Origin of the sequence: Ferrovibrio xuzhouensis, assembly GCF_042648965.1 — a bacterium.
Classification (GTDB): Bacteria; Pseudomonadota; Alphaproteobacteria; order Ferrovibrionales; family Ferrovibrionaceae; genus Ferrovibrio; species Ferrovibrio xuzhouensis.
In genome coordinates, this window is the sequence record NZ_JBHRYJ010000001.1 from 795,795 (window position 1) to 819,648 (window position 23,854).

The window sequence follows — 23,854 nt, forward strand, 5'->3', positions numbered from 1 at the left end:
CCCTACCCGTTGCGCTTAAGTTCGTCGCGCAGCAGGCCGGCAAAGCCGGCCAGCGTCGGATTGAGCGGCACGACAGGCTGCGGCTGATAGGCCGCCGGCGGTGCCAGCTTCATTTCGGTCAGGGTGCCGTCGGGGCCCTTGGTCCAGACGGTTTCCGCGACCAGCAGGCTGGTGGCCGGCAGGCCGATGATGTCGTCGCGATAGCTGGTGATCTGGTCGACCGTCCACAGCCGCCCGTCGGCCTGGCGCCAGCCCGGCACCGTCACCGTGATATCGAGACCGCGGCCGGCGCGGTTGGCGGCCTCCCAGCGGGCGCGCCGCGCACAAATATCGGCATCCGCCTGCGATTCGGCGATGATGACGGCGACCCGGTTGCTGCGGATATTGGGGTCGGTGGCGGTGCCGGTCGGCTGGGCGATCTGGTTCGGGTCGGCGATGTCGAAGCCGGCCTGCTGGCCCTTGACGATGTAGGTATGAAAGCGGTCGCGCTGGCTGAACTTCACGGTGGCCTTCAGCACATTGCCGCCCTGGCCGGCCACCAGGGCGCCGGCAGTACCGCCAGACCCGGGGCGATGCAGGATCAGCCGGCCATTCACGTCGTCGGTCGGCACCAGGCTGCGCATGGCGCAGATCCGGTGCAGGCTTTCCATCACCGTCTCGCCCTGCTGCAACTGGTGGTCCGGGATCGGCGCACCGCCATCGCGGACGATGACCGGCACGCCGAACGGGCCGGCGAGTTCGTCGGCGATGCGCTGGGCCGTCTGGCCGAGCCACTGGCCGGGCCGGTTCGAGGCGCCGCAATCGATCAGGTCGGCAGTCCGGCTGCGCCCGCTCACGTCGATGCGATGCGTGGCGGAATCATGGCTGTGCGCCACGTCGTCGACATAGCCGGTGACCAGGCGGTCGGCGCCGATCCAAACCTCGCAGGCCATGCCGGCGGTGATCGGCCAGTATTGCCGGGTGACCGCAAGGGTGAAATCGGCGGCGGCGCGGTCGACGCCACGGGCAATGCGGACCGATTCCCAGCCGCTGTAGTCCCGGCCATCGACCTTCAGGACGACGCGGTCGCGGCTGCTGGCCGCCGATGCTGTGGCCGCCATGTCAGACGCTCAGTACCGACAGGGGCTCGGGCGGCACGAAACCCGGATGCGCGACACCGTTGCGGCTGGCGATTTCATCGGCGCGGGTCGCATCGCCATAGAGCTGGTAGGCCAGTACCGTTGCCGGCATGGTCTCCGGCGGCTGGATTTTGCGCAGGGCCGGCTTGTTGACCGCGCGGGTGTCGATGTCGCGCAGGGCCTCGGTGCGCAGGTCGGTCAGGGCCGTGAACATGTCGTCGCTGCCGGTCGAGCGGCTGGCGACGACTTCGCTGGCATCGTCGAGCCGCTGGCCGATATCGTCGCGCCAGGCGATGGCATCGTCATAGGTGGCAAAATCGGTTTCGGCGCCGGCCCGCGTCGTCTCGATCAGGGCCATGCGCTGCACGGCGTCGGCAATCGCCAGGTTGTTGGCGGCTTCCTGCTGACGTGAGGCGGTGGCCCAGGCGGTGCCGTCGAGCGGCTGGCTGGTTGAGGCGCCAGGCAGACCGCTGCCGTAGCCCAGAAGGCTGCGATAGCCAGCGATACGGCCGGCCGGATCGAGGCCGCGCAGGGCCGAGAAGACGCCGGTGAGACGGGAGGACAAGCCGGCGCCGGTGGAGACCAGGCCGTCGAGGTCGCCGGTCATCCCGGACAGATTGCGGGTCGCCGCCGCGGCATCGGCCGGCGCCATCTGCGAGGACAGCGTGTTCAGCTTGTCGAGCGCGCCGCGCAGGGCGTCGCCGGCCGACTGGGTCAGAAAGCCAGGGCCGCGGGTATCGAGGCGATTGGCGAGATCTGTGCCGGCAGCAGCCATCGCGGCGTCGGAGGACATGCCGACCCGGGCGGCGGTGTCATAGCTGGACTGGGGATACTGCTGGTCGCCGGCCTCGACGAAGGCGATCTCGAAACTGGCCATGCCACCCTGGTCGGTGGTCTCGCGCTGGGTCCAGCTATCGACGGCGACCGAGACCTGGCCATGCAGCGGATGCACCAGGATGCCGGGGCCGGCTTCGCGCAGGGCGGCCAGCAGGGCATCGCGGGCGGTCTTGTACGATTCGCCGATGACATAGGCGGTGACCCGGAAGCCCTCGGCCTTGCGACCCAGGTCCTCGACATAGGGAATATCCTGCTGGGGATATTCGTGCTTGGCCAGGCGCCGGCCGCCGGAGCGTTCAGCCGCCTCGACCTCGAAGCCGGCCGTGCGAAAGCGCGCCGGCTGCAGTTCATCGCGCCAGGTCATCGGATATGCCGTGGCGTCACGGGCCGATGGGCAAAGGCTGGCGGCCGATATCGGCCGACAGGTCGATGCCGCCGTCGGCGCGCACGCTGTCGATGCGGGTGCCCGGCGGCGCGTTGTCCATCTTGATGACGATCTCGCCGCCGACCCGCTGTTCCGGCGCGGCGTTCAGCAGGCCGCCGCCCTCGCCGGAACGGCGTTCGGCCACCGCGCCATCGGCCGGCTTGCCGCCCCATTCGCGGATCGAGCGGGTGCGCTGTTCGATATCGGCCTTGAGCCCCTTGCCGCCGAGCCAGTCCGGCAGCAGGTCGGCCAACGCCTCGCTGAAACCGGCGACGGTTTCCAGCAGGCTGGCGATCTGCTGCCTGATCCAGCCCCAGACCTTGCCGAGAATGCCGACCACCTGTTCCCAGTGGGTGTACAGCAGCACGGCGGCGCCGGCCAGCGCGGCGATGGCCGTGATGACGAGGCCGATGGGATTGGCGGCCAGCGCGAAGTTGAAGGCGAACATGGCGCCGGTGCCGGCCTGGATTGCCTCTACGAAGGCGGCGATGACCGGGCCGACCGTCATGCCGACCACCCATTTGACCAGCGCCACCGTGGCACCGGTGAAGGCCCAGCCGAGCTGGCCGACCGCCAGGATCAGTGGCGCGAAGGCGACAGTGAGCCCGGCGACCAGGGTGCCGGTCGGCCCCAGCAGGTCGGCCACGGTGACCAGCGCATGGCCGATATTCTGCAGGGCGCCGAACACCGCGTCCCAGTTGACCGCAGCCAGGGCGGCGGCAAAGGCACCGACGGCCTGTTCGACCCGTTGGGCGATCAGCACGCGGTTGGCGGCGATCCACTCGGTCAGGCCTTCAAGGATCGGCTTCAGGGTCGGCACCAGATAGGTGCCGATGGTGCGGCTGAGCCCGCGGGCCGCCGCGGCCAGCGTGTCGAGGGTGTCGCCGAAATCGTCGCCGGCGGCAATCGCCGAATCATCCAGCACGATGCCGAGCCGTTCGGCCTCGGCGCGCAGCCGGGCGATCTCGCCCGAGCCGGCCGACAGCAGCGGCAGCAGGTCCTTGCCGGCGCCACCGAAGACCGCCATGGCGACGCTGCTGCGCGCCGCAGGATTCTGGATGCGCTCGAAGCCCTGAATGAGTTCCGGCAGGATCTGCGATGCATCGCGCATGCTGCCGTTCGGGTTGCGCATGGTGATGCCGAGCTGGCGGAACACCTCGCGGGCTTCCAGCGCGCCGCCCTTGGCGATATCGCCCATGGTCTTGTTCAGGCCCTCGATGCCGCTGTCCAGCGTGCCCTGCTGCACGCCGACCTGGCCGGCGGCAAAGCGGTATTCCTGCAGGGCGCGGGCGGCGATGCCGAGCCGGGTGCTGCTGTCGTTGACCTCGGACGAATACTCCGAGAAATCCTTGACCGCTTTGCCGAGGCCGGCCGCCGTGAAGGCCGCCCCGACCGCCGCCACCGGCCCCAGCAGGCGGCCCATCTGGGTCGAGACATTGGCCAGCGCCGGGCCCATCTGCCCGAAGGCCGCCACCGGCCCGCGCGCCGAGGCGACGATGCGTCCCATCGGACCGCTGAAGCGGTCGACGGCGGTAATGATCGCGCGGATGACGGTTTCAGCGGCCATGGCTCAGCGTTTCTGCTTTTTCAGTTCCTTGCCGACCCGCAGGGTATGGGTGACGGCAAAATTGAAATCGGCGATCGACATCCCGAACACCGCGGGCGGCGACCAGGAATAGACGTACATCAGGTCGCCGGCGTCTTTTTCCCAGCCGCGGCGAAGTCCCGCAATTCCTGCGGCAGCAAAGGGAGGGCGGCTTTCATGACCTCCGTCGTCTGCGTCAGCGGCAGTTTCCACGCAAACGACGGCGGGATGGCCAGCAGGTTGGCGATGAAGATGGTGACGGCGTCGGTCTTCAGTGCGAACTCGACCTTCATGGTGTTGGCATCGACCGTCATCGGCATTTCGATGCCGCGGAACAAGGCCAAGGTGGCCTCGTCCGGGAGGGTGAAATCCTTGACCGGACCGGTCGGGGTCTCGATGGGCTTGGAGAGGGACAGGGTGGCCATAGCGTCAGTTCCGCGTCATCACGCCGACGAAGGTGACGGGGATCGAGCCTTCCGCCGCATCCACCTCGTATTCGCCCGACTGATAGGCATTGCTGAGCAGGTAGGACTGGCCGTTGACCAGTTCGAAGGTCAAGGTCACGCCCTTCAGGTCGTTCAGATTCATCGGGTCGAGGTCGGCGGTATGCTGCAGTTCGCAGTCGACCTGCTGCACCACCGGCTTCTCGGTGTAGTTCGGCGTGCCCGACAGGCCGACCTTCGGTTCGCGCGAGACCTTGGCCGGCTTGAAGGTGAACTTGCCGCCGACGGAATACTGGGCGCCGTCGATCTTGAAATAGACGGTGCCGCCAATCGGGCCAGTCTGCATGGGGATATCCTTCTGCGAAAGCGGGAGGGGTCAGCCGGCGGCCGGGCCGCCGGCATATCTGGGGGAGATCAGGCGGCCTGCGCCGCCGGGTACTGCTGGCGGAACTGCACCAGCAGGGCGACGATGTTGAGTTCGTTGACCAGGTCGGGCGCGAACAGCACGTCGAGGCGGCTGGGATCGTTCTGGTTGATCTCGACGATCAGGTTGGCCGTGAAGGCCGCCAGGTTCTCGACCAGACCGAGGCCGATCAGTTCGACATAGGCGGCGATCAGTTCGGCGCGGATCACCTTCGGGGTGACGACGGCATCGCCGGCGCCGAACGCCGTTCCGTCGGCGGCCAGCTTGTGGCGACCGAACTTCTGGGTGATGCGCTGGCGCAGGAAACGGACAATATAGGCCAGGTTGGCGACCGTCGTCACGTTGAGGAACGACGGGTCGGTCTGGTCGTAGGCGTTCTTCTGGTAGGTGGTGATCACCCGTTCGAGGCGGACATAGCCGCCCGAGACCATCAGGGTGGCGATGCCACCATAGGCGAGGATATTGCGCTCCTGCAGGGTGAAGCGGCTGCCCGACGGCGGCTGCAGCACGCCAGTCAGCGGCAGGGTCTGCAGCGGCCGGGCCGGGTCGATATTCAGCGACCGGGCCGCCACGGCGGTGGCGCTGGCGGCGATCTCGTAGCCCGGAGTCGGCGTGTTGTAGAAGCCGAAGATGGTGGCATGCGGGTCGTTGCGGCCCGTGCCGAGCGTGACGAGGCTGGCGTGGCTGGCGACCTTGGCCGCGAAGACGTGGCCATAGATCATGCGCAGCGGCGACCAGCGGCCGGTGGCATCGTTCATTTCCGCCTTCAGCGCATCGAGCGAGGCGGCATCGGTCCAGGGAACCGCGATGTAGTCGTAGGGTTCGTCCCCCATGGCGGCGATGGCGGCGGTCAGATCCGGGTTGCCGGCGCCGGCGACGCCGTCGGCAATCACCACCGTCACGCCGGCCGGCAGCACCTCGCCGCCGGACTGGCCGAGATAGGCCACCCGCACGTCGAGGTCGTTGCCGACCAGGCCCTTGTGCCGCGCGGTCAGCGTGACCACTTCGGCGGCGGCCACCGCGGTATAGGGCTGGTCGGGCGCAGCATTGACCGCCGCGGCAATCGCCGTGGCGATATCGGCATCGGTGTCCGCCGCGGCGACACCGACCTGCAGGCGCTGGCCCGCCAGATAGAGCGGGATGACGCCGGCCGCCGTGGCCGGGCCGCCGATGGTCAGGGTCTTGGTGGCGGCAACGCCGGCGCCGAGGTCGTCGACCGGGATGCACCAGAGTTCGCCGAAATCGTCGTTGGCGCGATAAGCCGCAACCATCCGCTGCAGCATCGAGCCGCGGCCGAAATAGGCAATCGCCTGGTCATTGCTGGTCACCAGGACCGGCACGTCGGCCGGCGCCGTACCGGCCGGCAGCTTCTGGCCGATGATCAGGGCGCGGTTGTTGTTGACGAAATAGCTGGCCTGGCTGTTGTCGATCTCGGCATAGAACAGCGGGATGCGGAGATTCGGCGGCAGGGTATTGAAGGGAAGCGGCATCGGAGGTCCCTTTCCGGGCAGAGGGCGGGAGGGTTACTTGGCGGCCGGCGATTTGCCGGCGGGCGGCTTGACCGGGGCAGCGGATGACTGCGGGGCACCGCCGGCGGTCACGTCCTTGTCGATCAGACGGCGATGCCAGTAGCTGGCGTCGCCGACGACGGTCTTGCCCTCGGCCGGCAAGGCCTTGTGGGTTGCGGGGTCGATGACGATCAGACCGGGTTTCGGAATCAGGAACATGGCGGGTCTCCGGGGCGCGGCAGGTGCGGTCAGGGGTCGACGGTGATCTTGGCGAAGGGGCTGAGTTGCCAGTCTTCGGGTGGAAACGGCAGGTTGGGATCGCGGGGCTCGACAGGCTTCACGGCCAGGTCGACGCCGGCAAACGTCTGGTCGAGGGCCGGCGGGAAGGTCGTATTGAACTGGACCGAAAGAGAGAGCTGGGCGCCGATGTAGATATCGTCGCCCTTGCCGTCGACCTTGTAGCTGGTGGTGATGCCGTCGACGCGGCGCAGTTTGCAGGCCGTCCGCCAGGTCGGATCGCACAGCACGGCGGCCTCGATCTGGTCGATCAGATCGTCCATGTCGTCTTCGCAGTCGGCGCCGGCGGCCTTGACATAGACCTCGATGGCCAGGGTGCAGGTATCGAGGAACGACGGCTGGGTCTGGGCGCCCTGCGACTGGGCATCGCTATGCAGGGTGTAGACGCAGATCGCCGGCATGGCCGATGCTTTCAGCGGCAGCAGCCGGCCAGGGAAAACACTGTCGGCCAGGCCGGCAATGTTGCGCAGGCGCGAGACGGTCTCGGCACGCAGGGTCTTGCGGGGATGCGGCATCGGAACGGCGTTCGGCGCTTACAGCTTGTGCAAGGGCAGCTTGGCCCCGCCGCGGCCGTCGGCCAGCACATCGGCGACCTTGTAGTCGCCGAGCGGCGCCGGATTCGGATCTGCGGCAGACGGCAGGAACGTAATGGTGCAGGTGTCGCCCTGCGCCGGCGCCACCGCCATGCCGGCCAGACTGACCGACAGGACCGGGTTGCTGTGCGAGACCTCGACCTCGCCGCCCAGATCGGTGATCTGCGCGGCATCGTCGAAGATCGCCTCGAACGGGAACGGCGCGCCGGCGGCGGGACGATAGGCAACCGCGACGTTGCGGAAATCCGCAATCGCCTGCGCGTAGTAATCCGCCACCATGTCCCGCCAGCCGGCCATGACGGATCAGGCCGCGCCGTCGCCGTCTTCCTGCACCTTCTGCGGCACCACCGGGGTGGCGTGGCCACGCGTCAGGTAGTCGCCGATCTCGTCGGCATCGCCCTTGAAGATGGTGCCGCGCGGGATGACTTCATCCTTGCCGTTGCGCTTGCGGTGGATGGTGACCGCCGCAACGGCGGAGGTGTTCGGCTTGGCTGCCATGGTCAGTCCTCTGGGTTGTCGGGAATGGAAGCGGGCCCGCCAGGCGGAAACGGCCGGGACCGGAACCGGCAGCCGCCGCCTGGCGGGTTGGTCAGGCTGGCTGCAACCAGCCGGACCGGCGCGACGGGCGGGCGCCGCGTTACTTGACGGTGACGCAGATGCTGGCGTTCGGGCGGTAGGGGAAGACCAGCGGCGCCGACTGCAGCAGAATCCACCGCACCGAAGGGTCATTCTCCAGCCACGACTTGACGAAGTAGCGATCCGCCTTGAAGGCGGCCTCTTCGTCCATGATGGCGCCATAGGCGCGGGTGCCTTCGAGGCCGCCAGCGCCGGAGCCATCCGCACCAGTGGCGCCCATGATCACGGTGAAGTCCGGCAGCACATTCTGCTGCGCGCCCGCATCGTCGATATAGGGCTCGTTGTAGACCCAGATTTCGAGATCGCCGAGCATGCCGACGAAGCGCGCCGCCGCCTCGCCACGGGCGCGGGTGACCGGGCCATCGACGAGCTGGGTCTGGCCGCGATAGGCATCGCGGTCCAGCATGCGCTGGAACTTGTCATCGGCACGGGCGAGGGCATAGGCCTTGGGGTCCATGGTGACCACACGGGCCGCCGTGCCGGACTTGTCGAGGATCAGCGACGCCCAGGTTTCAAGGTTGTCGACCGGGGAGATACCGGCATCGCCCCACTTGGAGCCGGCACCGAGCGCGATGGTCAGGCCGGCATCGCGCTTGAAATCGAGGACCTTGGCCGGATAGCCATCGCCGGAGACGGTGACCTGGCCGAGGCGCAGCACCTCGGACGCCATCACGGTCTCGCGCCGGGTCAGCATGCGAAGCTGGTCGTCGAGGGTCTGGGCGATCAGCATTTCGCGGCGCTGTTCCGGCGTCAGGTTGCCAGCGATCTGTTCGCCCATCACCCGCTTCAGCGCCATGCGGGTATTGAACTCGCGCTTGTCCTTCACATAGGCCGGCTTGAAGGTCATGGTCTCGAAGCCCTCATGCTTCACCACCTTGCCGGCGACGGTCGGATGCACGAAGGGGGTGATGCGCGGCTTCGACTGGTCAATGTCGAAGGCGATCTCTTCCTTGTCCGGGTTGGTCTGAACGAAGGGGAAATAGGTGCGCAGCAGGAAGGTCGAGGGATCGTAGAGCGCCTGCACCACGCGGGTCAGGAAGGTCGTGTTGAAATAGTCCATGGAGTCCTCCGGGGGTCGGGATGGTGCCGGCACACCACACGGGCCGGCGAAGGAAATGGCTGCCGGCCGGGGCCGGCAGCGGGGTCAGGAACGGCGACGGTCAGATATGCAGACCGAGGGTGCGCAGGCCGTCGCGCGAACTGTCGGCGGTGAGGCCGGCGCCGAAGGTCAGCGCATCGGGCAGGAAATGGCCGGTCACGAAGACCAGGCATTCCACGTCGGCCGCCGAGGCATCGGCATCCTCGGCCAGCGCAAAGCGCGGCACCTCGGAGCCATCGCCGGCCGCCGCAGCGGCCAGTTTCAGCTTACCGGTGGCGGTGATCGCGCCCAGCATATCGCCGCGGCGGCGGGCGGCGCCGCCGGTGAGGGTGAGCTTGCGGTAGATGCGGGGGAAGTCGCTGGCAAACAGGTTCTCCTGAACCAGCGTGCCCTGCGAAGTGAAACCGTCAGCAGTCGGCATTTTGTGTCTCCTGGGTTTACGTGAAGATCAGGCCACGGCAGTCGTGGCGTTGACAGGGCAGCGGTTCAGCGGCGACCGCCGGCGTAAGCGGCGATCCGCTGCACCGCGGCGGCTTCGCTGTCGGTGGCGCCGCCACCGGCACTGGCGCCGACCTTGGGCGTCCCGAGGCCCGCCATGGCGATGCCGAGCGCGCCCTTGGCCGTGCCCTTCGGGGCCGCCGCGAGGGCAGCAATGGCCGCCTTGGCCGACAGGCCGGTGCCGAAGGCGAAGTGCTGGGCCAGGCTCTCGCGGCCTGCGGCGGCCTCATGGGTGAGGATCGACCTGATGCGGGTCCGCTCGGCGGCTGCCGCCTTGGCTTTCGGCTTGTCGGCGTCGTCATCCTCATCCTCGGCCGCATCTTCGGCATCCTCGCCGTCGTCGTCTTCGGCTGCGGCGTCCTGGTCCTTGTCGTCGCCTTCGGCCGCCGTGCCGTCGGTCTGGTCCTTGTCATCGCCTTCGGCCGCCGTGCCGTCGGTCTGGTTCTTGTCGTCGTCCTTGTCTTCGGCGGCGGCAGCAGCGGCGCCGATCTTGCCGGCGGCCGGCTTGGTGGAGCGGGCGCCGCGGGCGCCGCGCAGATGGCCGGGACGGGGGCTGGGTGCGGGCATGACGGTGTTCCTTTTCGTCAGGTCGGGGATTTCAGGGTGGCCAGCAGGGCCTCGAAGGCTTCGTCGGAAGCCTCGACTTGATCGGCGAGACCGACATCGACGGCGGCCTGGCCCATGTACACCCGCGCCTCGGTGGCGCGGATCTTGTCTGCCGGGATGTCGCGGTTGCGGGCGACGGTCTCGACGAAGAGGTTCACGACGGTGTCGATCTCGGACTGGATGGAATCACGCACGTCGGCCGGCAGCGGCTGGTAGGGATTGCCGTCGACCTTGTGGGCGCCGCCAAAGATCAGGGTTACGCCGATGCCGTCCTCACTCAGGGCCTTCGACCAGTCGACATGCATGGTGCAGGCGCCGACCGAGCCGGCAAAGCCGGTGCGCGGCAGGCTGATTTCGTCGCAGGCCGAGGCGATGGCATAGGCGGCCGAACAGGCCATGTCGGTCAGGATGGCCCAGCAGGGCTTGATGCCACGGTTCTGGTAGATCAGGTCGACCAGGTCGAAGCAGCCGGAGACCTCGCCGCCCGGACTGTCGATATCGAAGGCGATGGCGCGCACGTCGCTGTCTTCGAGGGCATTGAGATAGCTGGCGCGGATGCCGTCGTAACCGGTCATCCCCGACCACGGGCGCAGGGTGCCGAGCTTGTTGACCAGGGTGCCCTCGACGGGGATCACGGCGACGCCGTCGGTGACATCGTAGCCGCGGTATTCGCCGGGCAGGCCGAGGTCGTCGGACAGCAGGGCCTGGAACTCGCCGGCCTGCAGGGTCCGAACGCCGTTCGGGTCCATGATGTCGAGACGGGCGATGCCGAGACGGCTGGCCAGGGCGGCGACGATCAGTTCGGCCTTTTCCGGCCGGATCATCAGCGCGCGGTTGAACAGCCGCTGGGCGATCAGCGGAAAGGCGGTCGGGACGTTTGGCATGGCGTGGCCCTACTTCGCTGCCAGCTCGGCATCGCTGGCATAGGTCGCGCCCGGCACCGCCGGACCGGCCGGCGCCAGGCCAAGGCCCCGCATGCGGCGCAGTTCACGGGCGCGCTGCTGCAGCACGTCGTCGAAGTCCTCGCCCTGTGCGGCGCATTCCGCTTCCATGGTGGTGATGTTGAGCTCGAGCCGGCGGGCCACCGCGTCAGCCTCTTTCATCGGGTCGATCCAGCCCATCGACGGTCCGATCCATTTGCAGGCGGTATAGGCCGGATAGGCCTCCCAGAAATCCGGGGCGCCGGGCGGCAGCGTGACCTCGCCCTTGTCGACCGCCTCTTCCAGCCACAGCGCGTAGGTCGGCGTGCAGAAATCGAAGCCGAACTGCTGGCGCTTGCCGCGGAAGAACTTCCAGCTTTCCAGCAGGGCGGCGCGGGCCGAGGAATAGTTCGTCTTCGAATAATCGCGCGACAGTTGCTCGTAGGTCAGGCCGGTGCCGGCGGCGATGTTGCGCAGCGCCGCGGCGGTAAAGGCATCGAAGCCGGTGTTCGGCCGGGTCGGCGTGGTGAAGGTGAATTTCTCGCCGGGGAAGAGCTGGGGGATTTTCACCCCGTCCATCTTGAGGCCGCGCTCGGTGTGGAAATCGGCGCGGGCATTCTGGTAGGTCATGAAGTCTTCGGCGCCCAGCGCCTCGCCCAGCAGCGAGGCATCGAAGGGGCTCTCGATGAAGGCGGCGAACATGGCGTTGACGATGGTCGCCTGCAATTCGGCGGCCTCGTAGCGGGTCAGCATCTTGAGGTGTTCGAGGATCGCCGTCATCTGCGGCTTGCCGCGGGTCTGTTCGACCCGCTCGACATCGAAGGCATGGATGCACTGGGCGCGACCCCAGGCGGTCTCGCGCGGCACCCGCACCCAGGTGAACGGCGACTGGCCCATGGCAGAGGCGAAGATGTCGCCGGGATGGCGCGAACGGATGTGATAGGCGACGGCAGCGCCGAACTCGTCGATCTCGACGCCGCCGCGCATGACATCGCTGTCGGGCTGGCCGAGCGGGTTGGACAGGCGGTCGGGTTCGAGCAACTGGATCGCCGTGGCATAGGGCGCGCCGCGATGTTCGATCCACTGCGGCAGGGCCAGCGCGGCGCCGTTCATGAACTGGCTGCGATAGGCGAGGCCGAACAGGCCGGGCAGCGAGCATTTGCGCGCGGCATCGCAGAACTTGCGCGGGTCATAGGCCCAGAGCCGGAACTTGGCCTCGACCTCGCGGCCCCATTCATCGGCCCATTCCGGGCTCTGGCCCAGCACGCGCCATTCCGGCTTGGCCGACAGGCGCAGGTTGCCGCCGATGACATTGTCGAGGTGGGTCTGCATCGCACCTGAGGCGAAGCCGTGATTCTGGGCGATGTCGCGCGTGCGCGCCATGATGAGCGGCAGGCCCTGCAGCAGGTCGGAATCGGCCGAGCCGGGGAACGGCTGCCACTCGCGCAGTTCGCGGCTGAAGGCCGAGCCGGCGCGGTACATTTCGGCCGAGCGGCGCAGCGGCGCGCCGCTTGCGTCGACCAGCGACGGCAACACCTGGCCCTTGCCCTTCATTTGAACACCATGGTCAGCGGCCGGGGCCGGCTGCCCTGCCCGAGCTGGGCCTTAAGTTCGCCGATATAGGCGCGCAGCCGGGTGGCATCGGCCGGCGTATAGGTCAGCGACTTGCCGTCGAAGCTGATCGAGACCCGCTGGCTGCCGATATTCAGCGCATGCAGGGCCGCCTCGGCTTCAGCGAGGCGGGCTTGCAGGGTGGCTGTGTCGGTCATTGCGGGTCCGGATCTCAGGCCAGGCGGCGCGGCTTGGCTGGGGCAGCAGCCGCGGTGGCGGGTTTCGGGGTGGCCGGCGCGCGGGCCGGGCCGGTGAACAGGTCTTCAAGGTCGCCCTGGGCGCCGGGCTTCGGCACGTCGACCGTCGCTTCGAGGCGGTCCCAGTCGGCATCGGTGTTCTTGCGCCAGCCGAGACGGATCGCCATCGCCTCGGAATACATCGCGGTGTCGAGGCCTTCGTTGCGTTTGCCCGGCGGCAGAATCCAGCGGAACTCGCGGGCGCCGCCGCGCTTCTTGACTTCGGCACGGCGTTCCGAACAGAGCTGTTCGAAGTAGTCGTCGTCGAAGCCGGCCGGGATCAGGATGGCGCCGCGTTCCAGCGGGTCGGGCTTCTTCAGGCAGATGTACAAGGCCGACTTCAACTGGCTGACGCCGACGTTGAAAAACCGCCGGCTGAATTTCAGGACCTTGCCGTCCTTCTTGCGTTCATATTTGACCAGCGCCAGCGGCGGCGCGGCATCGGACTGCGCGCCACGCACCATGATGACGCGGGACTGCGGATGCACCTTGACCCAGTCGAAGACATCCTGAGTCCAGGCATTGCCGTCGATGCCGAGGCCATTGGCCTGCCGGCGGTTGCCGAAGGCATCGGGCCAGTCCCGCTTCAGCAGCGCGTTCAGCGCGGCGCGGGTTTCCAGTTCGCTGATGTGGCCGTCGATCACGCCATAGTCGACGATGCAGCGGCGGACATTGCGGCCATAGACAATGGCATGCCACTCGACGCGATCGGCCTGGCAGTCGACGCCAATCGTGAACAGTGGAAAGCCGGCCGGGATATAGCCGCGGCGCAGGCCGCTGGCCTCGGCCCGGTCGCGCAGCTTTTCCCAGTCCGGCGCATCGCTGGCGCCTTCATAGGCGAGTCCGAACCAGTCGTTGTAGACGACCCTTTCGGCTTCCGGATCGCCCTTGGCGGCCAGCCATTTCTCGGCGATGTCGCGCCAGGTGACCAGCTTGGAATAGGCCGACCACAGATAGAAGCCGATGATCGCGGCATCTGGGTTTTCCGCAACCCAGCGACCGCGGCGCAGGATCGCATCGCGGTCGCGTTCCTCGATGGCCGCGCCGCATTCGACGCAGGCGAAGTGGGGATCGCCGGGCCGGGTCGGATCGAGGTTGGCGAGGAAGTTCTCGACCGTGAGCGGCTGGTAATGATCGCAATGCGGACAGGGGACATGAAACTGTTCGCGGGTCGACCGCGCGTAGTTCTTCGAGATCCGGCAGTTGTCCTTCAGCAGGGCAGTGCCGATCTTGAAAATCTTGGCCCAGGAGAAGGCCATCGAGCGGCTGTCGGCCTGGGATTCCGGATCGCCGGCTTTATTCAGTTCCCACTTCGACAGGTCGTCCTGCACCTGGCGATACATCGAGATCATCGACAGCGATGCATCCGAGTTGGCGCCGGAGACGGTCAGCGACCCGAGGCTGTCGGTCCGTTCCTGATACAGGATCGAGTTGCCGCCATCGCGCGAGGTGTTCGACGGGAACAGCCGCTGCAGCGACGGGATCTGCCGCAGCATCGCCCGCCACTTCTGCTTGACCCAGCGGACCGCGTTTGACTCGGTCGGATGGACATACAGGATCGGCGACGGGTCGAGGTCGAGGCTGGCACCGACGAAGATCTGCGCCAGTACCGTGCCGCCGAGCTGGGCCGATTTCTTCAGCACCACCACGCGGGCGGCATGTTCCGGACCCAGCACTTCAAGAATCCGGTTGAAGAACGGGAAGTCATCCGGGTTATAGGGGCCGGGACGCGGGCTTTCCTTGCCGAAGGCAACCTTTCGTTTTGCCCATTCGAGATAGTTGACCGGCGGCGGCGGTTCGGCGACGTGGGCAATCACGCCCCAGCCGATGGCATAAGGATTGGCCAGGAACTTCGGGTCGATGATACCCATGATGGTCAGGCCGCGGCCGGCGTATCCGAACGACGTTCCGTTGCATCATCGGCCGGAGGCAACCGCTCGGGGTCGACAACAAGCCGGTCAAGCGCTGCGGCCTCGGCCGCGGCGAGGTTGGTCAGTTTGCCGCGCCAGGTGCGGAAGGCATTGCGCAGTGCTACGGTCGCCTTCTTGGGATCATCGCTGCCAAGGGCCTGCGCGACCGAAACCGCCATGTCTGGGATGGCCCCTTCGAGATCGGCGATCACCTTGCCAAAGATTTTCGACCATGCAGCAGCAGCCTGATCGGCCAGCAGGTAGCGGCCGGATTCAGCCTCGAACTCACGACGGTCACGCTCATAGGCCATCTCGGCCTGGTCGGCCTTGATCTTCGCCAGACGCCGCTGGTCGGTGAACACTTCCGGCTGAACGGAGTTGGGCGAGGCCTGACCATCAAGCGGGATTGTCGACTGCAGGCCGTTGGCGACGGACTGGACCGGGTCGAGCGTCACGCCAAGCTGCTGGCAGGCGACCACCGGATCGATACGTGCGCTGCGGCCTTCACCGACGATGGCGAGGCCGCTGATCTTGCCCTCGGAAATCCACTGCGAGACGCGGCCGGGCGAGACTTGCCGCATGGCCGCAAACTCGCCCTTGGTCACGCTGGCAGGTGTGGTCATGTTTAGCCGCTCCGGCCCGTCTAAAGGCTCCGTCTTTAGCTAAAGTTTAGGCTCTAAAATCCGTCTCACACTGGCGATGGCATGCGGATCGAATTACCCGCAATGCACACCCCCCCCAGGAAGGACCCGTTAACTTTTGGAGAGCCGGTCTGTTAACCTATCGAAGCCTTGCCGAGCCGATCATTTCGCCGTGCGGATTGCATCGTCGAGTGACTTGCGGAACTTCGGTTCGAAGACCTCACGCGAGACGCGCACCGCAGTCTCATAGAACGGCAGCAGCTTGTTGTAGCTAGGCACCTCGATGAACAGCATGACCGGCGTGATGTCGCGGGCCTTGCGGCCTTTGCGCATCCATACACCCATCGGGCCATTCCCGGGCTTGCCGACGAAATACTTGGCACGCTTGCCATCGCCGCGGTTCTGCGTGGCATCGGACGACGCGCGCAGGTCCGACAGGATCTGCGTGATCTGGCCTGGCGACATATTGCCATAGCTGTTGACCCGCGCCCCCTTACCCGGAACGACGGCCATGTTCTTTGGCAGCTTCCCCGCCATTTGCATGGCCCGCTCGAAACGCTTGACGCGCCGCTTGCCGCCATAGACCTCGGGGCCGAGGTATTTCACCGCCGGCGTGCCCTTGCTGGCGAACTCGCGGAAGAACACGTTGGCATAGAGCCGGTTCTTGGTCGCAGGCTTCACATAGAGGCTGTTCAGTGCAAACCGCGTCGGGCGGTCGAAGACGCTTTGCATCTTCTGTCGCTCGGCTTCCTTCACGGCCTGCGCCGTCTGGGTCAGGGCGCGTGCGGCTGCGAAGGGAAACTGCTTCTGCTTGATGTCTTCGAGGCCTTTGGCGAACTTGCCGATGTCGCGGCTGAAGCTGACCTTGAAGCCATCGACCATGACACCGCCCCGGAATCGAAAACGCCCGGCGGTTTCCCGTCGGGCGCAATCATCGAATCTAGGTAGGGACCTTAGAAGTGCATCGGCCCTCTGTCAACGCCGTTTTGAAAGTTCGTACCAGGCCGCCAGATCATCGAGGCCATAGCGCAGCGTTTCCATGCCGACCGACTGCGCCGTGGTGCCGCGCTTGCCGGTGCTGGCCGCCCAGCCCGAGGCAGTGCCGCCGATGCAGACGACATGCACCAGCACCGGGCGAAAGCGGTAATGCACGAAGGCCATCGCCGCCACATAGCAGCGCCGCGCATCGCTTTGTCCGGCGCCAAGGTCGTCCCAGCCCTGCCCGCGCCCGCCGACCTTTTCGCAATACGACGCCGTCACGCGCGGTTCGATGCCGGAGCGGTGGAAATCGCCATGCAGGCGCAGGCCGGCGCCGAACTGCGTCTCGGTGATGGCCTTGTCGCGGAGATACTTGCGCAGCGGAGTGCTGTCATTGACGCGCGCCGCCGGCACCCGTTCCTTGCCGACCAGCGTGCCGTATTGCACCCCGCCGGCATGGCGCACCCGCTCCGGCGTCGGCCGGTCGTCGCCGAACATGGCAACCTGAACGCCGTTCCGGTCCCGCATCAGGATGGCCGGCTCCGGCCCGACCAGCGCCAGCCGCCGGGCCTGCTCAGCCACCTTGGCTTCCTCGACCTGCATCAACCGTTCGATCCGTTCCAGCACTTCACTGGTCAGGGTCTCGGTCGGGATATGCGACTGCGCAATTGCCATGTCAGACCTCGTTCCGGAGAGAAAAAATCAAAGGGAGGGTCAAGGGAGGGTTGAGTGTGATGATTGACGGCTGATAACCGCCATTCCGGGAGGGTCGGGAGGGTAGACGCAGACCCACCGCATGGGCGCAGGCCGGCGCGCGCACCTGACACAGTGTGGCCTCCCTACTATCCCGACCCTCCCGGAATGGCCGATTGCCGGGCTTTGGGCCGGGAGGGTGCGGGAGGGTCAGGGAGGGTTTTTCAGCGCAGCGGATCATCGCCATCCCCCACATCTGCCGTCGCCGGCAGAGGGTCGTCATGCCGCGACACCATGTTCAGCGCATGGTTCAGTTCGGTCTGCGCCTTGGCATTGACCTTCATCCCCATCCACATCATCGAGCTGGACTTGGTCTTGCGGAAACCGCGGGCCTTCAGGCTGTTCGAGAAGGCGGTCTGCGACATCGGATCGGCGGCATTGACCCGCGCCCAGTCCTTGTAGAGCGAGAACAGCATCGACGACCCGATAGTCTCGGTCCAAGCCGCCGGTTCCGTCATGGTGGCAAGGAACAGGCCGAGCGGGTCCTGGTCCTCGCGGTATTCGGCCGTGGCATTGCGCACCGTCTCCGGCGGGTTGAGGCCGTCGCTGGCATAGGCGCGCCAGCCGTCGACGCACCAGGCGAGGATGCCGGCCGCCTCGGCTTTCAGCTTGCGCATCAGATCCGCATCGCGTTCGTCGCGCGGGATCACCTCGTTGAACGGCACCAGCAGCACGCGGCGCCAGATGCCTTCCTCCTGGCCGCGGATGCGCGGCAGGTGGTTCGACGACAGGATGACCTTGAACTCCGGGTCGAAGTCGAAAAACCCCTTGTTCAGGTGTCGCGCCGTCATCGTCTCGCCGCCGGTCAGCCGCTTGACCAGCGATTCGTCCAGCCGGGCGTTCTGGTTGAACTCAGACGCCGGCACCAGCCGCGCACCCGGCAGCCGCGCAATGTCCGGCGTGGCCGATCCGCCGGAACGCCGGTCGTCCTGCACCAGGCTTTCCGGCGGCAGCACCACGGCATAGGAGCCGAACAGCCAGCGCATCAGGTCGACCAGCGTCGATTTGCCGTTGGCGCCCTTGCCGAAAAACAGCACCAGCACCTGTTCCGACCAGAAGCCCGACAGGCAATAGCCGAACCAGCGCTGCAGAAACGCCCGCATCGCCGGGTCGGGTTGCACCCGTTCGAGGAAATTCAGGAACACATCCGCCGCGGCATTGTCGTCATAGGCGGCCGGCGCGACATGGGTGATCAGATGGGCCGGGTCATGGTCGCGCAGCTCGACGACGCCCTTTGGCCCCAGATACAGCGTGCCGTTCTGGCAGTTGAACAGCCGCGGATCGGTGTCGAGGTCTTCGAGGTTGCGCATCAGGTGCGGCGAGGCCACTTCCAGCATGGCCAGCAGCCGCGTCTTGTTGCCGCATTGCGCCGCCCATTTCCATGCCCGTTCCAGCCGGGCCTCGAAGGCATCCTCATCCTCGCGCGGGCGCGGCCCCGCCGCCTCGATGGCCTTGGCTTCCTCACGCAGCGCCTCGGCCACCTTCTGGGCATGGATCAGCGACTGCGTCTCGCCTTCCTCGTGGTTCCAGCAGCGGCCGTCGTAGAAATGCCAGCCGAGGTCGCGGATCACCATGAAGTGCTTGCCGTGGCGATCCCGAAACCGCACCGAATTGCCGATATCGTTGTGCGGTTCGCGCGCCAGCCGCAGCGACAGGTCGTCTACCGCCTCGCCCTGCCCGCTTGCAGCGTCATCGCCGACATCATCCTGGGCATCGCCGCCCGTGGACCCGCGCATCATCGCCACCGCGCCGGCCGTCCCCTTGCGCTTGCCTTTGCCGCCGCGCGCCTTGCCGCCGCCGGCAGAGCGCGCCGGCGGACGGGATACCGCCTCGAAGCCGGCCGGCAAATCGTCATCGTCTTCGTCACGCGCCATACTCGCTCAACCCCGCCCTACGCTGCCGCCACCGCCGCCGGTGGCGACGGTTTGATGAATCCGATCTTCGGCATCTTCTCTGCCGCCCGCCGGCGCCGGCGTTCCATGGCCATCCGCTCGGCCAGCCATGCGGCATGATCCTCGCCATCGGCCACCAGGGCCGGCACCGCGGCAAACAGGTGTTCGTAGTTCACCGCACCGGACAGCACGCAAACCCCATGCAGACCGGGCACCGGCATCGCCGGCAGCCGCTGGTCGAACCAGACCCGCAGGGTGGTTTCGGCCCAGCGCAGCCATTCCCATCCGGTCCGCCCGGTCTCGACCGCCGCCTTCACCGCCATCGCCCGGCAGTCGGCTTCCGCCGAACGCCGTTCCGACCGCCAGGCCAGTCGCGCCTCGCCCCAGCCACGCAGCCAGGCCCATGGCGTCGGATACAGCCGCAGCGGTCGACCCTCGATCACCGCATGGGCCAGCGCCGCCTCGCCCAGCAGGTCGGCCAGGCCGGTGCGCAGCCAGAAGCGGTTGAGGTCGTCCGGGTCGAAGGCGACGATATCGACGATGCTGTGCCTGTCGTCCGGGTCGGCCAGCACCGGCAGGGTCACGGCAGGCTGGCCGCCGTCTTCGGCATCCGCGCGGCCGACCGGCGTCCACAGGCCGGTCAGCGGGTCGATGGCGATCCGCGCCACCCCCATGCGGAACATGGTCACCAGCACCAGGTCGAGCCCGACCTTTTCGGTCAGCCACGGGGCGACGGCGGCATTGGTGCCGGTCTTCAGCCAGTTGTCGAAAGCCTCGTCCCACAGCGGCGGGTCGCGCTGCCAGGTCAGCACGGCGCGCGCATCCTCGGCAAGATCGGGCGGCAGGATGCTATCGAGCATATCGGTCACCGCCGCAGGCTCCGGATGTTCGAGCCCGGCATGTCGACCCGCGCGCCATACAGCCGGTTGCCGATGCGCCGGATCACCTCGCGCTCGACAAAATCCAGCCGCGCGTCATCGGGATGCACAGCGAGGATGCCGGTCTCCTGCCAGCCATCGCGCTTGACCGTTTCCGGATCAGGTCGGTCAGCATGAAATCGCGCCAAGGAACTTCGCGGGTCCATCACGCCACCCCACTGCATGGCAGGGGTGTTTCACGTGAAACAGGTTCCGCCAAATTTTCCGGCGGCAGGCCTTCAAGGGCATAGGTGCCGTGCACCGGCTGCACGATGGCCACCGCGCTGCCCGCCGCGCGCAGCTTGCGGCGGATCATACTGACCTGCACCTTGATGGTCTCGGGCTGGGGCGGTTCGTCGCGCGACGAGGCATAGCGCGAATAGAGTTCGGCCGAGCGGATCGGCCGGCCGCGCTGTTCCAGCAGGATGGCGAGGATGGTGCCCTGGCACAGCGTCAGCCGCGCCCCGTCATAGGCCAGCACCGGTTCGATGGCTTTCTCGACATGGCCGCAGCCGCCGCAGGTCGGGCAGATCGCCATCACAGCAGCGCCCCCTGCGCGGCGGATGGGACATTTGCCGACGGCGGCAGAATGCCCGCCGGCGCTGCCGGCATGCCCGGCAGGAAGCCATCCGGCAGATGCCCGCGGCACCAGAACGGACCGCGGCTGCCCTCGCCAAACACGCCCCAGGCCATGCAGTCGCCATGGCCGCAGCGCGGCAGCCATGGCGCGCCGTCGGCGGGCGGATACTGCGGCGCGATCATCGTTTGGCTGTCCCGGCATGGGGAACTGCGGGCGGCACCGGCGAGCTGATCGGCGTCAGCGGGATATCGAGGCCATAGGCCTGGCGCCGCAGCTTGGCGGCCCAGACCGGCGTCACCGGCAGTTCGGCCAGCCATTGCGGCAGCAGGGCAAACCGCTCGCCGGCAAAGGCGCCTTGGGCTGCGCGCAGGCTGACCAGGCGCGGCAGCGCCACCTTGCCATGCGGCCCGTCCAGCAGCATGCCGTCGATCATGCCGTCGACCACGGCAAACTGCCCGTGCAGCACATGGCCTTTCAGGCGCACCCGCACGATGGTGGCCGGGCGGAACGCGACGCTGACGCTCATGCGCCCACCCCTTCCGCGATGGCCATCAGCCGGCTGCGCAGCGCCGCGGCCTTGCGCATCAGGTCGTCGAGTTCGCGCACATCCACGCGCGCCTCATCCTGTGTCACCTCGCCATCCAGCAGGCTGCTGACGATGGCGGCCAGCGCCTCGCCGGATTCACGCGCCATGTCGGAGGTCAGCAGACCCAGCTCGCTGCTCTTGTCCTGCGGCAGCGGCATGAAGATGCCGCCGGCGCGATGGGCGAAGAACTCGGCGGCCACGGCATTGTCCGGCGCGGTCAGGGCGGCGGCGCGGCTGACCCCCATGTCCTTTTCCTGCGCCGGGTCGCCATAGGCATAGACAATCGAGACGTTGAGGCCGAGCCGGTCGGCCACCGCCTTGTGCCCGCCGGCCATGCGGATCAGGTCGTCGACCATGCTCTTGGCATCGCCGTAGGGCCGCGGTTTCATCGGACCGCGCGGTAGAACCGCGGTGGGCCGTTCTGCCGTGACACCGGCGCTATCGGCTGCGACTCTGCGCCCATGACCATGCCCTTGACCGCGACTGCTCATGACATCCTCTCGGAGACGGCCGCCCGGCTGGGCGCCATGGAACTGGTGCTGGAAGAAGTGCTGGCCGCCCTGCTGCAGGTGACGCCGATGCCCGAACGGCTGGCGGCGCAGGCGACCGCACGGGCACGCCGGACGGCCATCGGAATGCGCCGGGCCGGCACCGGCGACGCGGCGGTCGCGCTGGCGCTGGAAGACCAGGTCGCCCGCATCACGCGGAACCTGCTGGTGCGCGTGCAATCGCCCGATGGACCGCGTCCCGCAGGGCTTGGTCGAGACCGGAAATGACGATCTCATCGCCCAACCGTTCGACCTTCATTTCAGGCAGCAATGCCGCGGTCTCGAAATATTGCAGGCCGTTGTATCCTGGCCACGGCTGCGAGATCGCCCGACGGACCCAGGACTGCCAGCGCAGGAAGACAGGCTCGATTGTCAGCCAGCGCATTTCCCGCCGCGCCCACTGCCAGCACAAGGCCGCTTCGCCGACCAGCAGCGCGGACACCAGCGCGATGCAGACGGCGGCGATCATGCGGCCTCCGCAGGGATCAGCAGCCGGCGGCCGGCGGCATCGATACCGAACATGTCGTTGGCGGTCACCCGGAAGCCGGTGGCGACGGCGATCTGCCGGATGGTATCGCCCGGCGGCATGGTCAGGCCGAGCGCATATTTGCGCGCCTGGCTGGCATTCACCCCGCCGATCAGGGCGGCAAGGGCCTGATAGGTCAGTTTGTTTTCGCGGCGGTAGGCTTCAAGCAGGTGCATGCCCCGTTTATGTCTATTTGAGACACAAAAGTCAACGAAAATGTCTAAACGGGAAATAGCGAAATCTGTCCGCCGGAGACAAACTCCGGCCATGCAGAATCACCTGAAAGCCTGGCGCGATTCCCGCGACTGGACCATGGCGGAAATGGGCGAGCGGCTGGGCGGCGCCACCGCCAGCCAGGTCAGCAAGCTTGAAAAGAGCCGCCAGAAACTCAACGACGACTGGCTGCAGCGCTATGCCCGCGCCTTCGGGGTCAAGCCGGCGGATATTCTGGGACCGCCCGATGCCAAATCGGCCGCGGCCCCGGCGGTGACGGCGATGGACGAGGACGCCTTCATGGCGACGATTCGCGCCGGGCTGTTGCTCAGTGGCGTCAGGCTGTCGCGCGCCGAGGAAATGAAGCTAGTCGGCCATGCCCTCGAAATCTGGGAACGCATCCGCGCCGGGGCCGACCCGGCCGCGCTGCTGGCGGATCTCGTCAAGGCGGACGATACTGCCGGAACCCGGACGCCGGCCCGCCGCTAGCCGCTCGGCCAGCACGATGCCGAACACCACGCCCCAGGATGCCAGCGCGGCCGAACGCCGTTCGGCATCATCCATGCCGGCATCGGCCATGCCTGCGTCGGCCGCCGGCCCGGCGTCCGGATTCGACGCCGCCCCGCCCTGCCTGTCGCCGCATCCTGCGGCAACCCGTCCCCCACGATCCATTCCGTCCTCACACAATGGCCAGATACCAGCGTCGTCACTGTCGGATGATGCCGCCTTATCGCAGTGCAAAGCTGGGGGCTGCCCAGATCCGGTGCGAATAGGCGACGCAAAAGCGGCCGACCGGCACGGCAAGCCGGTAATAATCCATGTCGGGCGCGGTGATATGGTGCAGCATCGGTTCATCCCGGCCGAGACAGTCCATCACCTGCGGATAGACCTCGATGCCGTAGCCCTGCGGCGCCAGGGTGCGGATGTCGCGGCCATAGATACCGCGGTCGATCTGCGCCGCGCTGGCCATCTTGCTGCCGCGATGGGTGATGAACATGCCGTCGGTTTCGCTGCGCAGCATGATATGCACATGGGCCAGCAGGCCGTGTTCCGCCAGCCAGTCTTCGAGGCTGACCGCCGCGCGCATGTCGCCCAGACAATCCAGCAGGGCCCAGCCCCGCGCGTCCGCCATGGTTTCGCGGCCCAGCGTCAGCCGCTCGCTGTGCCAGCGGGCCGCCGCCCTGATCCGGTCGATCAGGCCGGGACAGCCGCGGCCGGCATAGACCCGGTCCATGCGTTCGATCTCGGAATACGAGGGCTCGTTTTCGCCGCCGCGCCAGGCCCGCAACTGCCGGTCGCTTTTGCCCATATCGGCGGCGACCCGCACCAGGGACACGCCGGCCTCGGCCTTGAACAGGTCCATGACCGCCTTCAGCCGGGGGGCCAGCGGGCTCCCCGGCCGGGCCGGCGATGTAACCTTGGGTGCGTCCTGCATGGCGGCGGTATCCCTCCTGATAGACGGATGATTACGACCG

General features: G+C 67.4%; 32 protein-coding genes. 2 read left to right on the top strand and 30 right to left on the bottom strand.

What is annotated here, in order from left to right; genetic code table 11:
• Positions 1-2 precede the first annotated feature (2 nt).
• The 27 genes from ACFOOQ_RS03810 to ACFOOQ_RS03940 form a co-directional block, all read right to left on the bottom strand.
• Positions 3-1,100, bottom strand: coding sequence for a phage baseplate assembly protein (locus ACFOOQ_RS03810; RefSeq protein WP_379721983.1), 1,098 nt, complete (start codon positions 1,098-1,100; stop codon positions 3-5).
• Between the two features lies 1 nt (position 1,101).
• On the bottom strand, positions 1,102-2,319 hold the full coding sequence (locus ACFOOQ_RS03815) for a DNA circularization protein (protein ID WP_379721985.1): 1,218 nt from the start codon (positions 2,317-2,319) through the stop codon (positions 1,102-1,104).
• A gap of 16 nt (positions 2,320-2,335) precedes the next feature.
• Positions 2,336-3,946, bottom strand: coding sequence for a phage tail tape measure protein (locus tag ACFOOQ_RS03820; protein WP_379721987.1), 1,611 nt, complete (start codon positions 3,944-3,946; stop codon positions 2,336-2,338).
• A 119-nt stretch (positions 3,947-4,065) separates the two neighbouring features.
• Positions 4,066-4,389: a hypothetical protein gene (locus tag ACFOOQ_RS03825; RefSeq protein WP_379721989.1), complete on the bottom strand. Its 324-nt coding sequence runs from the start codon at positions 4,387-4,389 to the stop codon at positions 4,066-4,068.
• A gap of 4 nt (positions 4,390-4,393) precedes the next feature.
• A complete protein-coding gene (locus ACFOOQ_RS03830; protein WP_379721991.1) occupies positions 4,394-4,753 on the bottom strand; it encodes a phage tail tube protein in 360 nt (119 codons plus the stop codon).
• 68 nt (positions 4,754-4,821) lie between these two features.
• Complete coding sequence (locus ACFOOQ_RS03835; RefSeq protein ID WP_379721993.1) at positions 4,822-6,321, bottom strand: phage tail sheath subtilisin-like domain-containing protein; 1,500 nt, start codon at positions 6,319-6,321, stop codon at positions 4,822-4,824.
• Between the two features lie 33 nt (positions 6,322-6,354).
• Complete coding sequence (locus tag ACFOOQ_RS03840; RefSeq protein WP_379721995.1) at positions 6,355-6,558, bottom strand: DUF2635 domain-containing protein; 204 nt, start codon at positions 6,556-6,558, stop codon at positions 6,355-6,357.
• 29 nt (positions 6,559-6,587) lie between these two features.
• A complete protein-coding gene (locus tag ACFOOQ_RS03845; RefSeq protein WP_379721997.1) occupies positions 6,588-7,151 on the bottom strand; it encodes a hypothetical protein in 564 nt (187 codons plus the stop codon).
• 18 nt (positions 7,152-7,169) lie between these two features.
• Positions 7,170-7,526 carry a head-tail joining protein gene (locus tag ACFOOQ_RS03850; RefSeq protein WP_379721999.1) on the bottom strand — a complete coding sequence of 119 codons (357 nt, stop codon included), beginning with the start codon at positions 7,524-7,526 and terminating at the stop codon, positions 7,170-7,172.
• 6 nt (positions 7,527-7,532) lie between these two features.
• Positions 7,533-7,727, bottom strand: coding sequence for a hypothetical protein (locus ACFOOQ_RS03855; protein ID WP_379722001.1), 195 nt, complete (start codon positions 7,725-7,727; stop codon positions 7,533-7,535).
• Positions 7,728-7,866: 139 nt separating this feature from the next.
• The gene (locus ACFOOQ_RS03860) at positions 7,867-8,925 is read right to left on the bottom strand and encodes a major capsid protein (protein ID WP_379722003.1); all 1,059 of its coding nucleotides are present in this window, start codon (positions 8,923-8,925) and stop codon (positions 7,867-7,869) included.
• A 100-nt stretch (positions 8,926-9,025) separates the two neighbouring features.
• The gene (locus ACFOOQ_RS03865; protein WP_379722005.1) at positions 9,026-9,385 is read right to left on the bottom strand and encodes a head decoration protein; all 360 of its coding nucleotides are present in this window, start codon (positions 9,383-9,385) and stop codon (positions 9,026-9,028) included.
• Between the two features lie 65 nt (positions 9,386-9,450).
• Positions 9,451-10,029, bottom strand: a complete 579-nt coding sequence (locus tag ACFOOQ_RS03870; protein WP_379722007.1) for a hypothetical protein — start codon at positions 10,027-10,029, stop codon at positions 9,451-9,453.
• A gap of 17 nt (positions 10,030-10,046) precedes the next feature.
• Complete coding sequence (locus ACFOOQ_RS03875) at positions 10,047-10,952, bottom strand: S49 family peptidase (RefSeq protein WP_379722009.1); 906 nt, start codon at positions 10,950-10,952, stop codon at positions 10,047-10,049.
• A 9-nt stretch (positions 10,953-10,961) separates the two neighbouring features.
• Positions 10,962-12,542: a phage portal protein gene (locus ACFOOQ_RS03880; RefSeq protein WP_379722011.1), complete on the bottom strand. Its 1,581-nt coding sequence runs from the start codon at positions 12,540-12,542 to the stop codon at positions 10,962-10,964.
• Positions 12,539-12,757 carry a gpW family head-tail joining protein gene (gpW, locus tag ACFOOQ_RS03885; protein ID WP_379722013.1) on the bottom strand — a complete coding sequence of 73 codons (219 nt, stop codon included), beginning with the start codon at positions 12,755-12,757 and terminating at the stop codon, positions 12,539-12,541. The genes ACFOOQ_RS03880 and gpW overlap by 4 nt, the downstream gene beginning before the upstream one ends.
• A gap of 14 nt (positions 12,758-12,771) precedes the next feature.
• Positions 12,772-14,706 carry a phage terminase large subunit family protein gene (locus tag ACFOOQ_RS03890; RefSeq protein WP_379722015.1) on the bottom strand — a complete coding sequence of 645 codons (1,935 nt, stop codon included), beginning with the start codon at positions 14,704-14,706 and terminating at the stop codon, positions 12,772-12,774.
• 5 nt (positions 14,707-14,711) lie between these two features.
• Positions 14,712-15,368: a hypothetical protein gene (locus tag ACFOOQ_RS03895; RefSeq protein ID WP_379722017.1), complete on the bottom strand. Its 657-nt coding sequence runs from the start codon at positions 15,366-15,368 to the stop codon at positions 14,712-14,714.
• Positions 15,369-15,548: 180 nt separating this feature from the next.
• Entirely contained in the window at positions 15,549-16,268 is a 720-nt protein-coding gene (locus ACFOOQ_RS03900) for a hypothetical protein (RefSeq protein WP_379722019.1), read from the bottom strand.
• A gap of 93 nt (positions 16,269-16,361) precedes the next feature.
• Entirely contained in the window at positions 16,362-17,039 is a 678-nt protein-coding gene (locus ACFOOQ_RS03905) for a DUF6456 domain-containing protein (RefSeq protein WP_379722021.1), read from the bottom strand.
• A gap of 242 nt (positions 17,040-17,281) precedes the next feature.
• Positions 17,282-18,991, bottom strand: a complete 1,710-nt coding sequence (locus tag ACFOOQ_RS03910; RefSeq protein ID WP_379722023.1) for a DNA primase family protein — start codon at positions 18,989-18,991, stop codon at positions 17,282-17,284.
• 17 nt (positions 18,992-19,008) lie between these two features.
• A complete protein-coding gene (locus ACFOOQ_RS03915; protein ID WP_379722025.1) occupies positions 19,009-19,878 on the bottom strand; it encodes a hypothetical protein in 870 nt (289 codons plus the stop codon).
• Complete coding sequence (locus ACFOOQ_RS03920; RefSeq protein WP_379722026.1) at positions 19,875-20,075, bottom strand: hypothetical protein; 201 nt, start codon at positions 20,073-20,075, stop codon at positions 19,875-19,877. The genes ACFOOQ_RS03915 and ACFOOQ_RS03920 overlap by 4 nt, the downstream gene beginning before the upstream one ends.
• A gap of 17 nt (positions 20,076-20,092) precedes the next feature.
• On the bottom strand, positions 20,093-20,464 hold the full coding sequence (locus tag ACFOOQ_RS03925) for a helix-turn-helix domain-containing protein (protein WP_379722028.1): 372 nt from the start codon (positions 20,462-20,464) through the stop codon (positions 20,093-20,095).
• Positions 20,464-20,688 carry a hypothetical protein gene (locus tag ACFOOQ_RS03930; protein WP_379722030.1) on the bottom strand — a complete coding sequence of 75 codons (225 nt, stop codon included), beginning with the start codon at positions 20,686-20,688 and terminating at the stop codon, positions 20,464-20,466. The genes ACFOOQ_RS03925 and ACFOOQ_RS03930 overlap by 1 nt, the downstream gene beginning before the upstream one ends.
• Entirely contained in the window at positions 20,685-21,032 is a 348-nt protein-coding gene (locus ACFOOQ_RS03935) for a hypothetical protein (RefSeq protein ID WP_379722032.1), read from the bottom strand. Before ACFOOQ_RS03935 ends, ACFOOQ_RS03930 begins: the two co-directional genes overlap by 4 nt.
• On the bottom strand, positions 21,029-21,481 hold the full coding sequence (locus ACFOOQ_RS03940; protein ID WP_379722034.1) for a phage regulatory CII family protein: 453 nt from the start codon (positions 21,479-21,481) through the stop codon (positions 21,029-21,031). The genes ACFOOQ_RS03935 and ACFOOQ_RS03940 overlap by 4 nt, the downstream gene beginning before the upstream one ends.
• Before the next feature lie 72 nt (positions 21,482-21,553).
• Between ACFOOQ_RS03940 and ACFOOQ_RS03945 the strand changes: the two genes are divergently transcribed.
• Positions 21,554-21,868, top strand: coding sequence for a hypothetical protein (locus ACFOOQ_RS03945; RefSeq protein ID WP_379722036.1), 315 nt, complete (start codon positions 21,554-21,556; stop codon positions 21,866-21,868).
• On the opposite strand, the gene ACFOOQ_RS03950 is transcribed toward ACFOOQ_RS03945, so the two are convergent.
• Together ACFOOQ_RS03950 and ACFOOQ_RS03955 are read right to left on the bottom strand one after the other, a co-directional pair.
• Positions 21,792-22,109 carry a hypothetical protein gene (locus ACFOOQ_RS03950; protein ID WP_379722038.1) on the bottom strand — a complete coding sequence of 106 codons (318 nt, stop codon included), beginning with the start codon at positions 22,107-22,109 and terminating at the stop codon, positions 21,792-21,794. The two genes, ACFOOQ_RS03945 and ACFOOQ_RS03950, sit on opposite strands and share 77 nt — an antisense overlap.
• A complete protein-coding gene (locus ACFOOQ_RS03955) occupies positions 22,106-22,342 on the bottom strand; it encodes a helix-turn-helix domain-containing protein (protein ID WP_379722040.1) in 237 nt (78 codons plus the stop codon). The genes ACFOOQ_RS03950 and ACFOOQ_RS03955 overlap by 4 nt, the downstream gene beginning before the upstream one ends.
• A 91-nt stretch (positions 22,343-22,433) precedes the next feature.
• Between ACFOOQ_RS03955 and ACFOOQ_RS03960 the strand changes: the two genes are divergently transcribed.
• On the top strand, positions 22,434-22,868 hold the full coding sequence (locus ACFOOQ_RS03960) for a helix-turn-helix domain-containing protein (protein ID WP_379722042.1): 435 nt from the start codon (positions 22,434-22,436) through the stop codon (positions 22,866-22,868).
• A gap of 238 nt (positions 22,869-23,106) precedes the next feature.
• On the opposite strand, the gene ACFOOQ_RS03965 is transcribed toward ACFOOQ_RS03960, so the two are convergent.
• Positions 23,107-23,814 (bottom strand): hypothetical protein, encoded by a 708-nt coding sequence (locus ACFOOQ_RS03965; RefSeq protein WP_379722044.1) that lies wholly within the window; start codon positions 23,812-23,814, stop codon positions 23,107-23,109.
• Positions 23,815-23,854: the final 40 nt, after the last annotated feature.

Coding starts and splice junctions, on each gene's coding strand:
- ACFOOQ_RS03910 (WP_379722023.1), bottom strand. CDS start 18,991: ATGGCGCGTGACGAAGACGATGACGATTTGCCGGCCGGCTTCGAGGCG.
- ACFOOQ_RS03935 (WP_379722032.1), bottom strand. CDS start 21,032: ATGAGCGTCAGCGTCGCGTTCCGCCCGGCCACCATCGTGCGGGTGCGC.
- ACFOOQ_RS03840 (WP_379721995.1), bottom strand. CDS start 6,558: ATGTTCCTGATTCCGAAACCCGGTCTGATCGTCATCGACCCCGCAACC.
- ACFOOQ_RS03960 (WP_379722042.1), top strand. CDS start 22,434: ATGCAGAATCACCTGAAAGCCTGGCGCGATTCCCGCGACTGGACCATG.
- ACFOOQ_RS03940 (WP_379722034.1), bottom strand. CDS start 21,481: ATGAAACCGCGGCCCTACGGCGATGCCAAGAGCATGGTCGACGACCTG.
- ACFOOQ_RS03845 (WP_379721997.1), bottom strand. CDS start 7,151: ATGCCGCATCCCCGCAAGACCCTGCGTGCCGAGACCGTCTCGCGCCTG.
- ACFOOQ_RS03950 (WP_379722038.1), bottom strand. CDS start 22,109: ATGATCGCCGCCGTCTGCATCGCGCTGGTGTCCGCGCTGCTGGTCGGC.
- ACFOOQ_RS03895 (WP_379722017.1), bottom strand. CDS start 15,368: ATGACCACACCTGCCAGCGTGACCAAGGGCGAGTTTGCGGCCATGCGG.
- ACFOOQ_RS03890 (WP_379722015.1), bottom strand. CDS start 14,706: ATGGGTATCATCGACCCGAAGTTCCTGGCCAATCCTTATGCCATCGGC.
- ACFOOQ_RS03875 (WP_379722009.1), bottom strand. CDS start 10,952: ATGCCAAACGTCCCGACCGCCTTTCCGCTGATCGCCCAGCGGCTGTTC.
- ACFOOQ_RS03865 (WP_379722005.1), bottom strand. CDS start 9,385: ATGCCGACTGCTGACGGTTTCACTTCGCAGGGCACGCTGGTTCAGGAG.
- gpW (WP_379722013.1), bottom strand. CDS start 12,757: ATGACCGACACAGCCACCCTGCAAGCCCGCCTCGCTGAAGCCGAGGCG.
- ACFOOQ_RS03820 (WP_379721987.1), bottom strand. CDS start 3,946: ATGGCCGCTGAAACCGTCATCCGCGCGATCATTACCGCCGTCGACCGC.
- ACFOOQ_RS03835 (WP_379721993.1), bottom strand. CDS start 6,321: ATGCCGCTTCCCTTCAATACCCTGCCGCCGAATCTCCGCATCCCGCTG.
- ACFOOQ_RS03900 (WP_379722019.1), bottom strand. CDS start 16,268: ATGGTCGATGGCTTCAAGGTCAGCTTCAGCCGCGACATCGGCAAGTTC.
- ACFOOQ_RS03945 (WP_379722036.1), top strand. CDS start 21,554: ATGACCATGCCCTTGACCGCGACTGCTCATGACATCCTCTCGGAGACG.
- ACFOOQ_RS03830 (WP_379721991.1), bottom strand. CDS start 4,753: ATGCAGACTGGCCCGATTGGCGGCACCGTCTATTTCAAGATCGACGGC.
- ACFOOQ_RS03870 (WP_379722007.1), bottom strand. CDS start 10,029: ATGCCCGCACCCAGCCCCCGTCCCGGCCATCTGCGCGGCGCCCGCGGC.
- ACFOOQ_RS03965 (WP_379722044.1), bottom strand. CDS start 23,814: ATGCAGGACGCACCCAAGGTTACATCGCCGGCCCGGCCGGGGAGCCCG.
- ACFOOQ_RS03905 (WP_379722021.1), bottom strand. CDS start 17,039: ATGGCAATTGCGCAGTCGCATATCCCGACCGAGACCCTGACCAGTGAA.
- ACFOOQ_RS03930 (WP_379722030.1), bottom strand. CDS start 20,688: ATGATCGCGCCGCAGTATCCGCCCGCCGACGGCGCGCCATGGCTGCCG.
- ACFOOQ_RS03810 (WP_379721983.1), bottom strand. CDS start 1,100: ATGGCGGCCACAGCATCGGCGGCCAGCAGCCGCGACCGCGTCGTCCTG.
- ACFOOQ_RS03850 (WP_379721999.1), bottom strand. CDS start 7,526: ATGGCCGGCTGGCGGGACATGGTGGCGGATTACTACGCGCAGGCGATT.
- ACFOOQ_RS03880 (WP_379722011.1), bottom strand. CDS start 12,542: ATGAAGGGCAAGGGCCAGGTGTTGCCGTCGCTGGTCGACGCAAGCGGC.
- ACFOOQ_RS03815 (WP_379721985.1), bottom strand. CDS start 2,319: ATGACCTGGCGCGATGAACTGCAGCCGGCGCGCTTTCGCACGGCCGGC.
- ACFOOQ_RS03855 (WP_379722001.1), bottom strand. CDS start 7,727: ATGGCAGCCAAGCCGAACACCTCCGCCGTTGCGGCGGTCACCATCCAC.
- ACFOOQ_RS03925 (WP_379722028.1), bottom strand. CDS start 20,464: ATGGCGATCTGCCCGACCTGCGGCGGCTGCGGCCATGTCGAGAAAGCC.
- ACFOOQ_RS03955 (WP_379722040.1), bottom strand. CDS start 22,342: ATGCACCTGCTTGAAGCCTACCGCCGCGAAAACAAACTGACCTATCAG.
- ACFOOQ_RS03825 (WP_379721989.1), bottom strand. CDS start 4,389: ATGGCCACCCTGTCCCTCTCCAAGCCCATCGAGACCCCGACCGGTCCG.
- ACFOOQ_RS03860 (WP_379722003.1), bottom strand. CDS start 8,925: ATGGACTATTTCAACACGACCTTCCTGACCCGCGTGGTGCAGGCGCTC.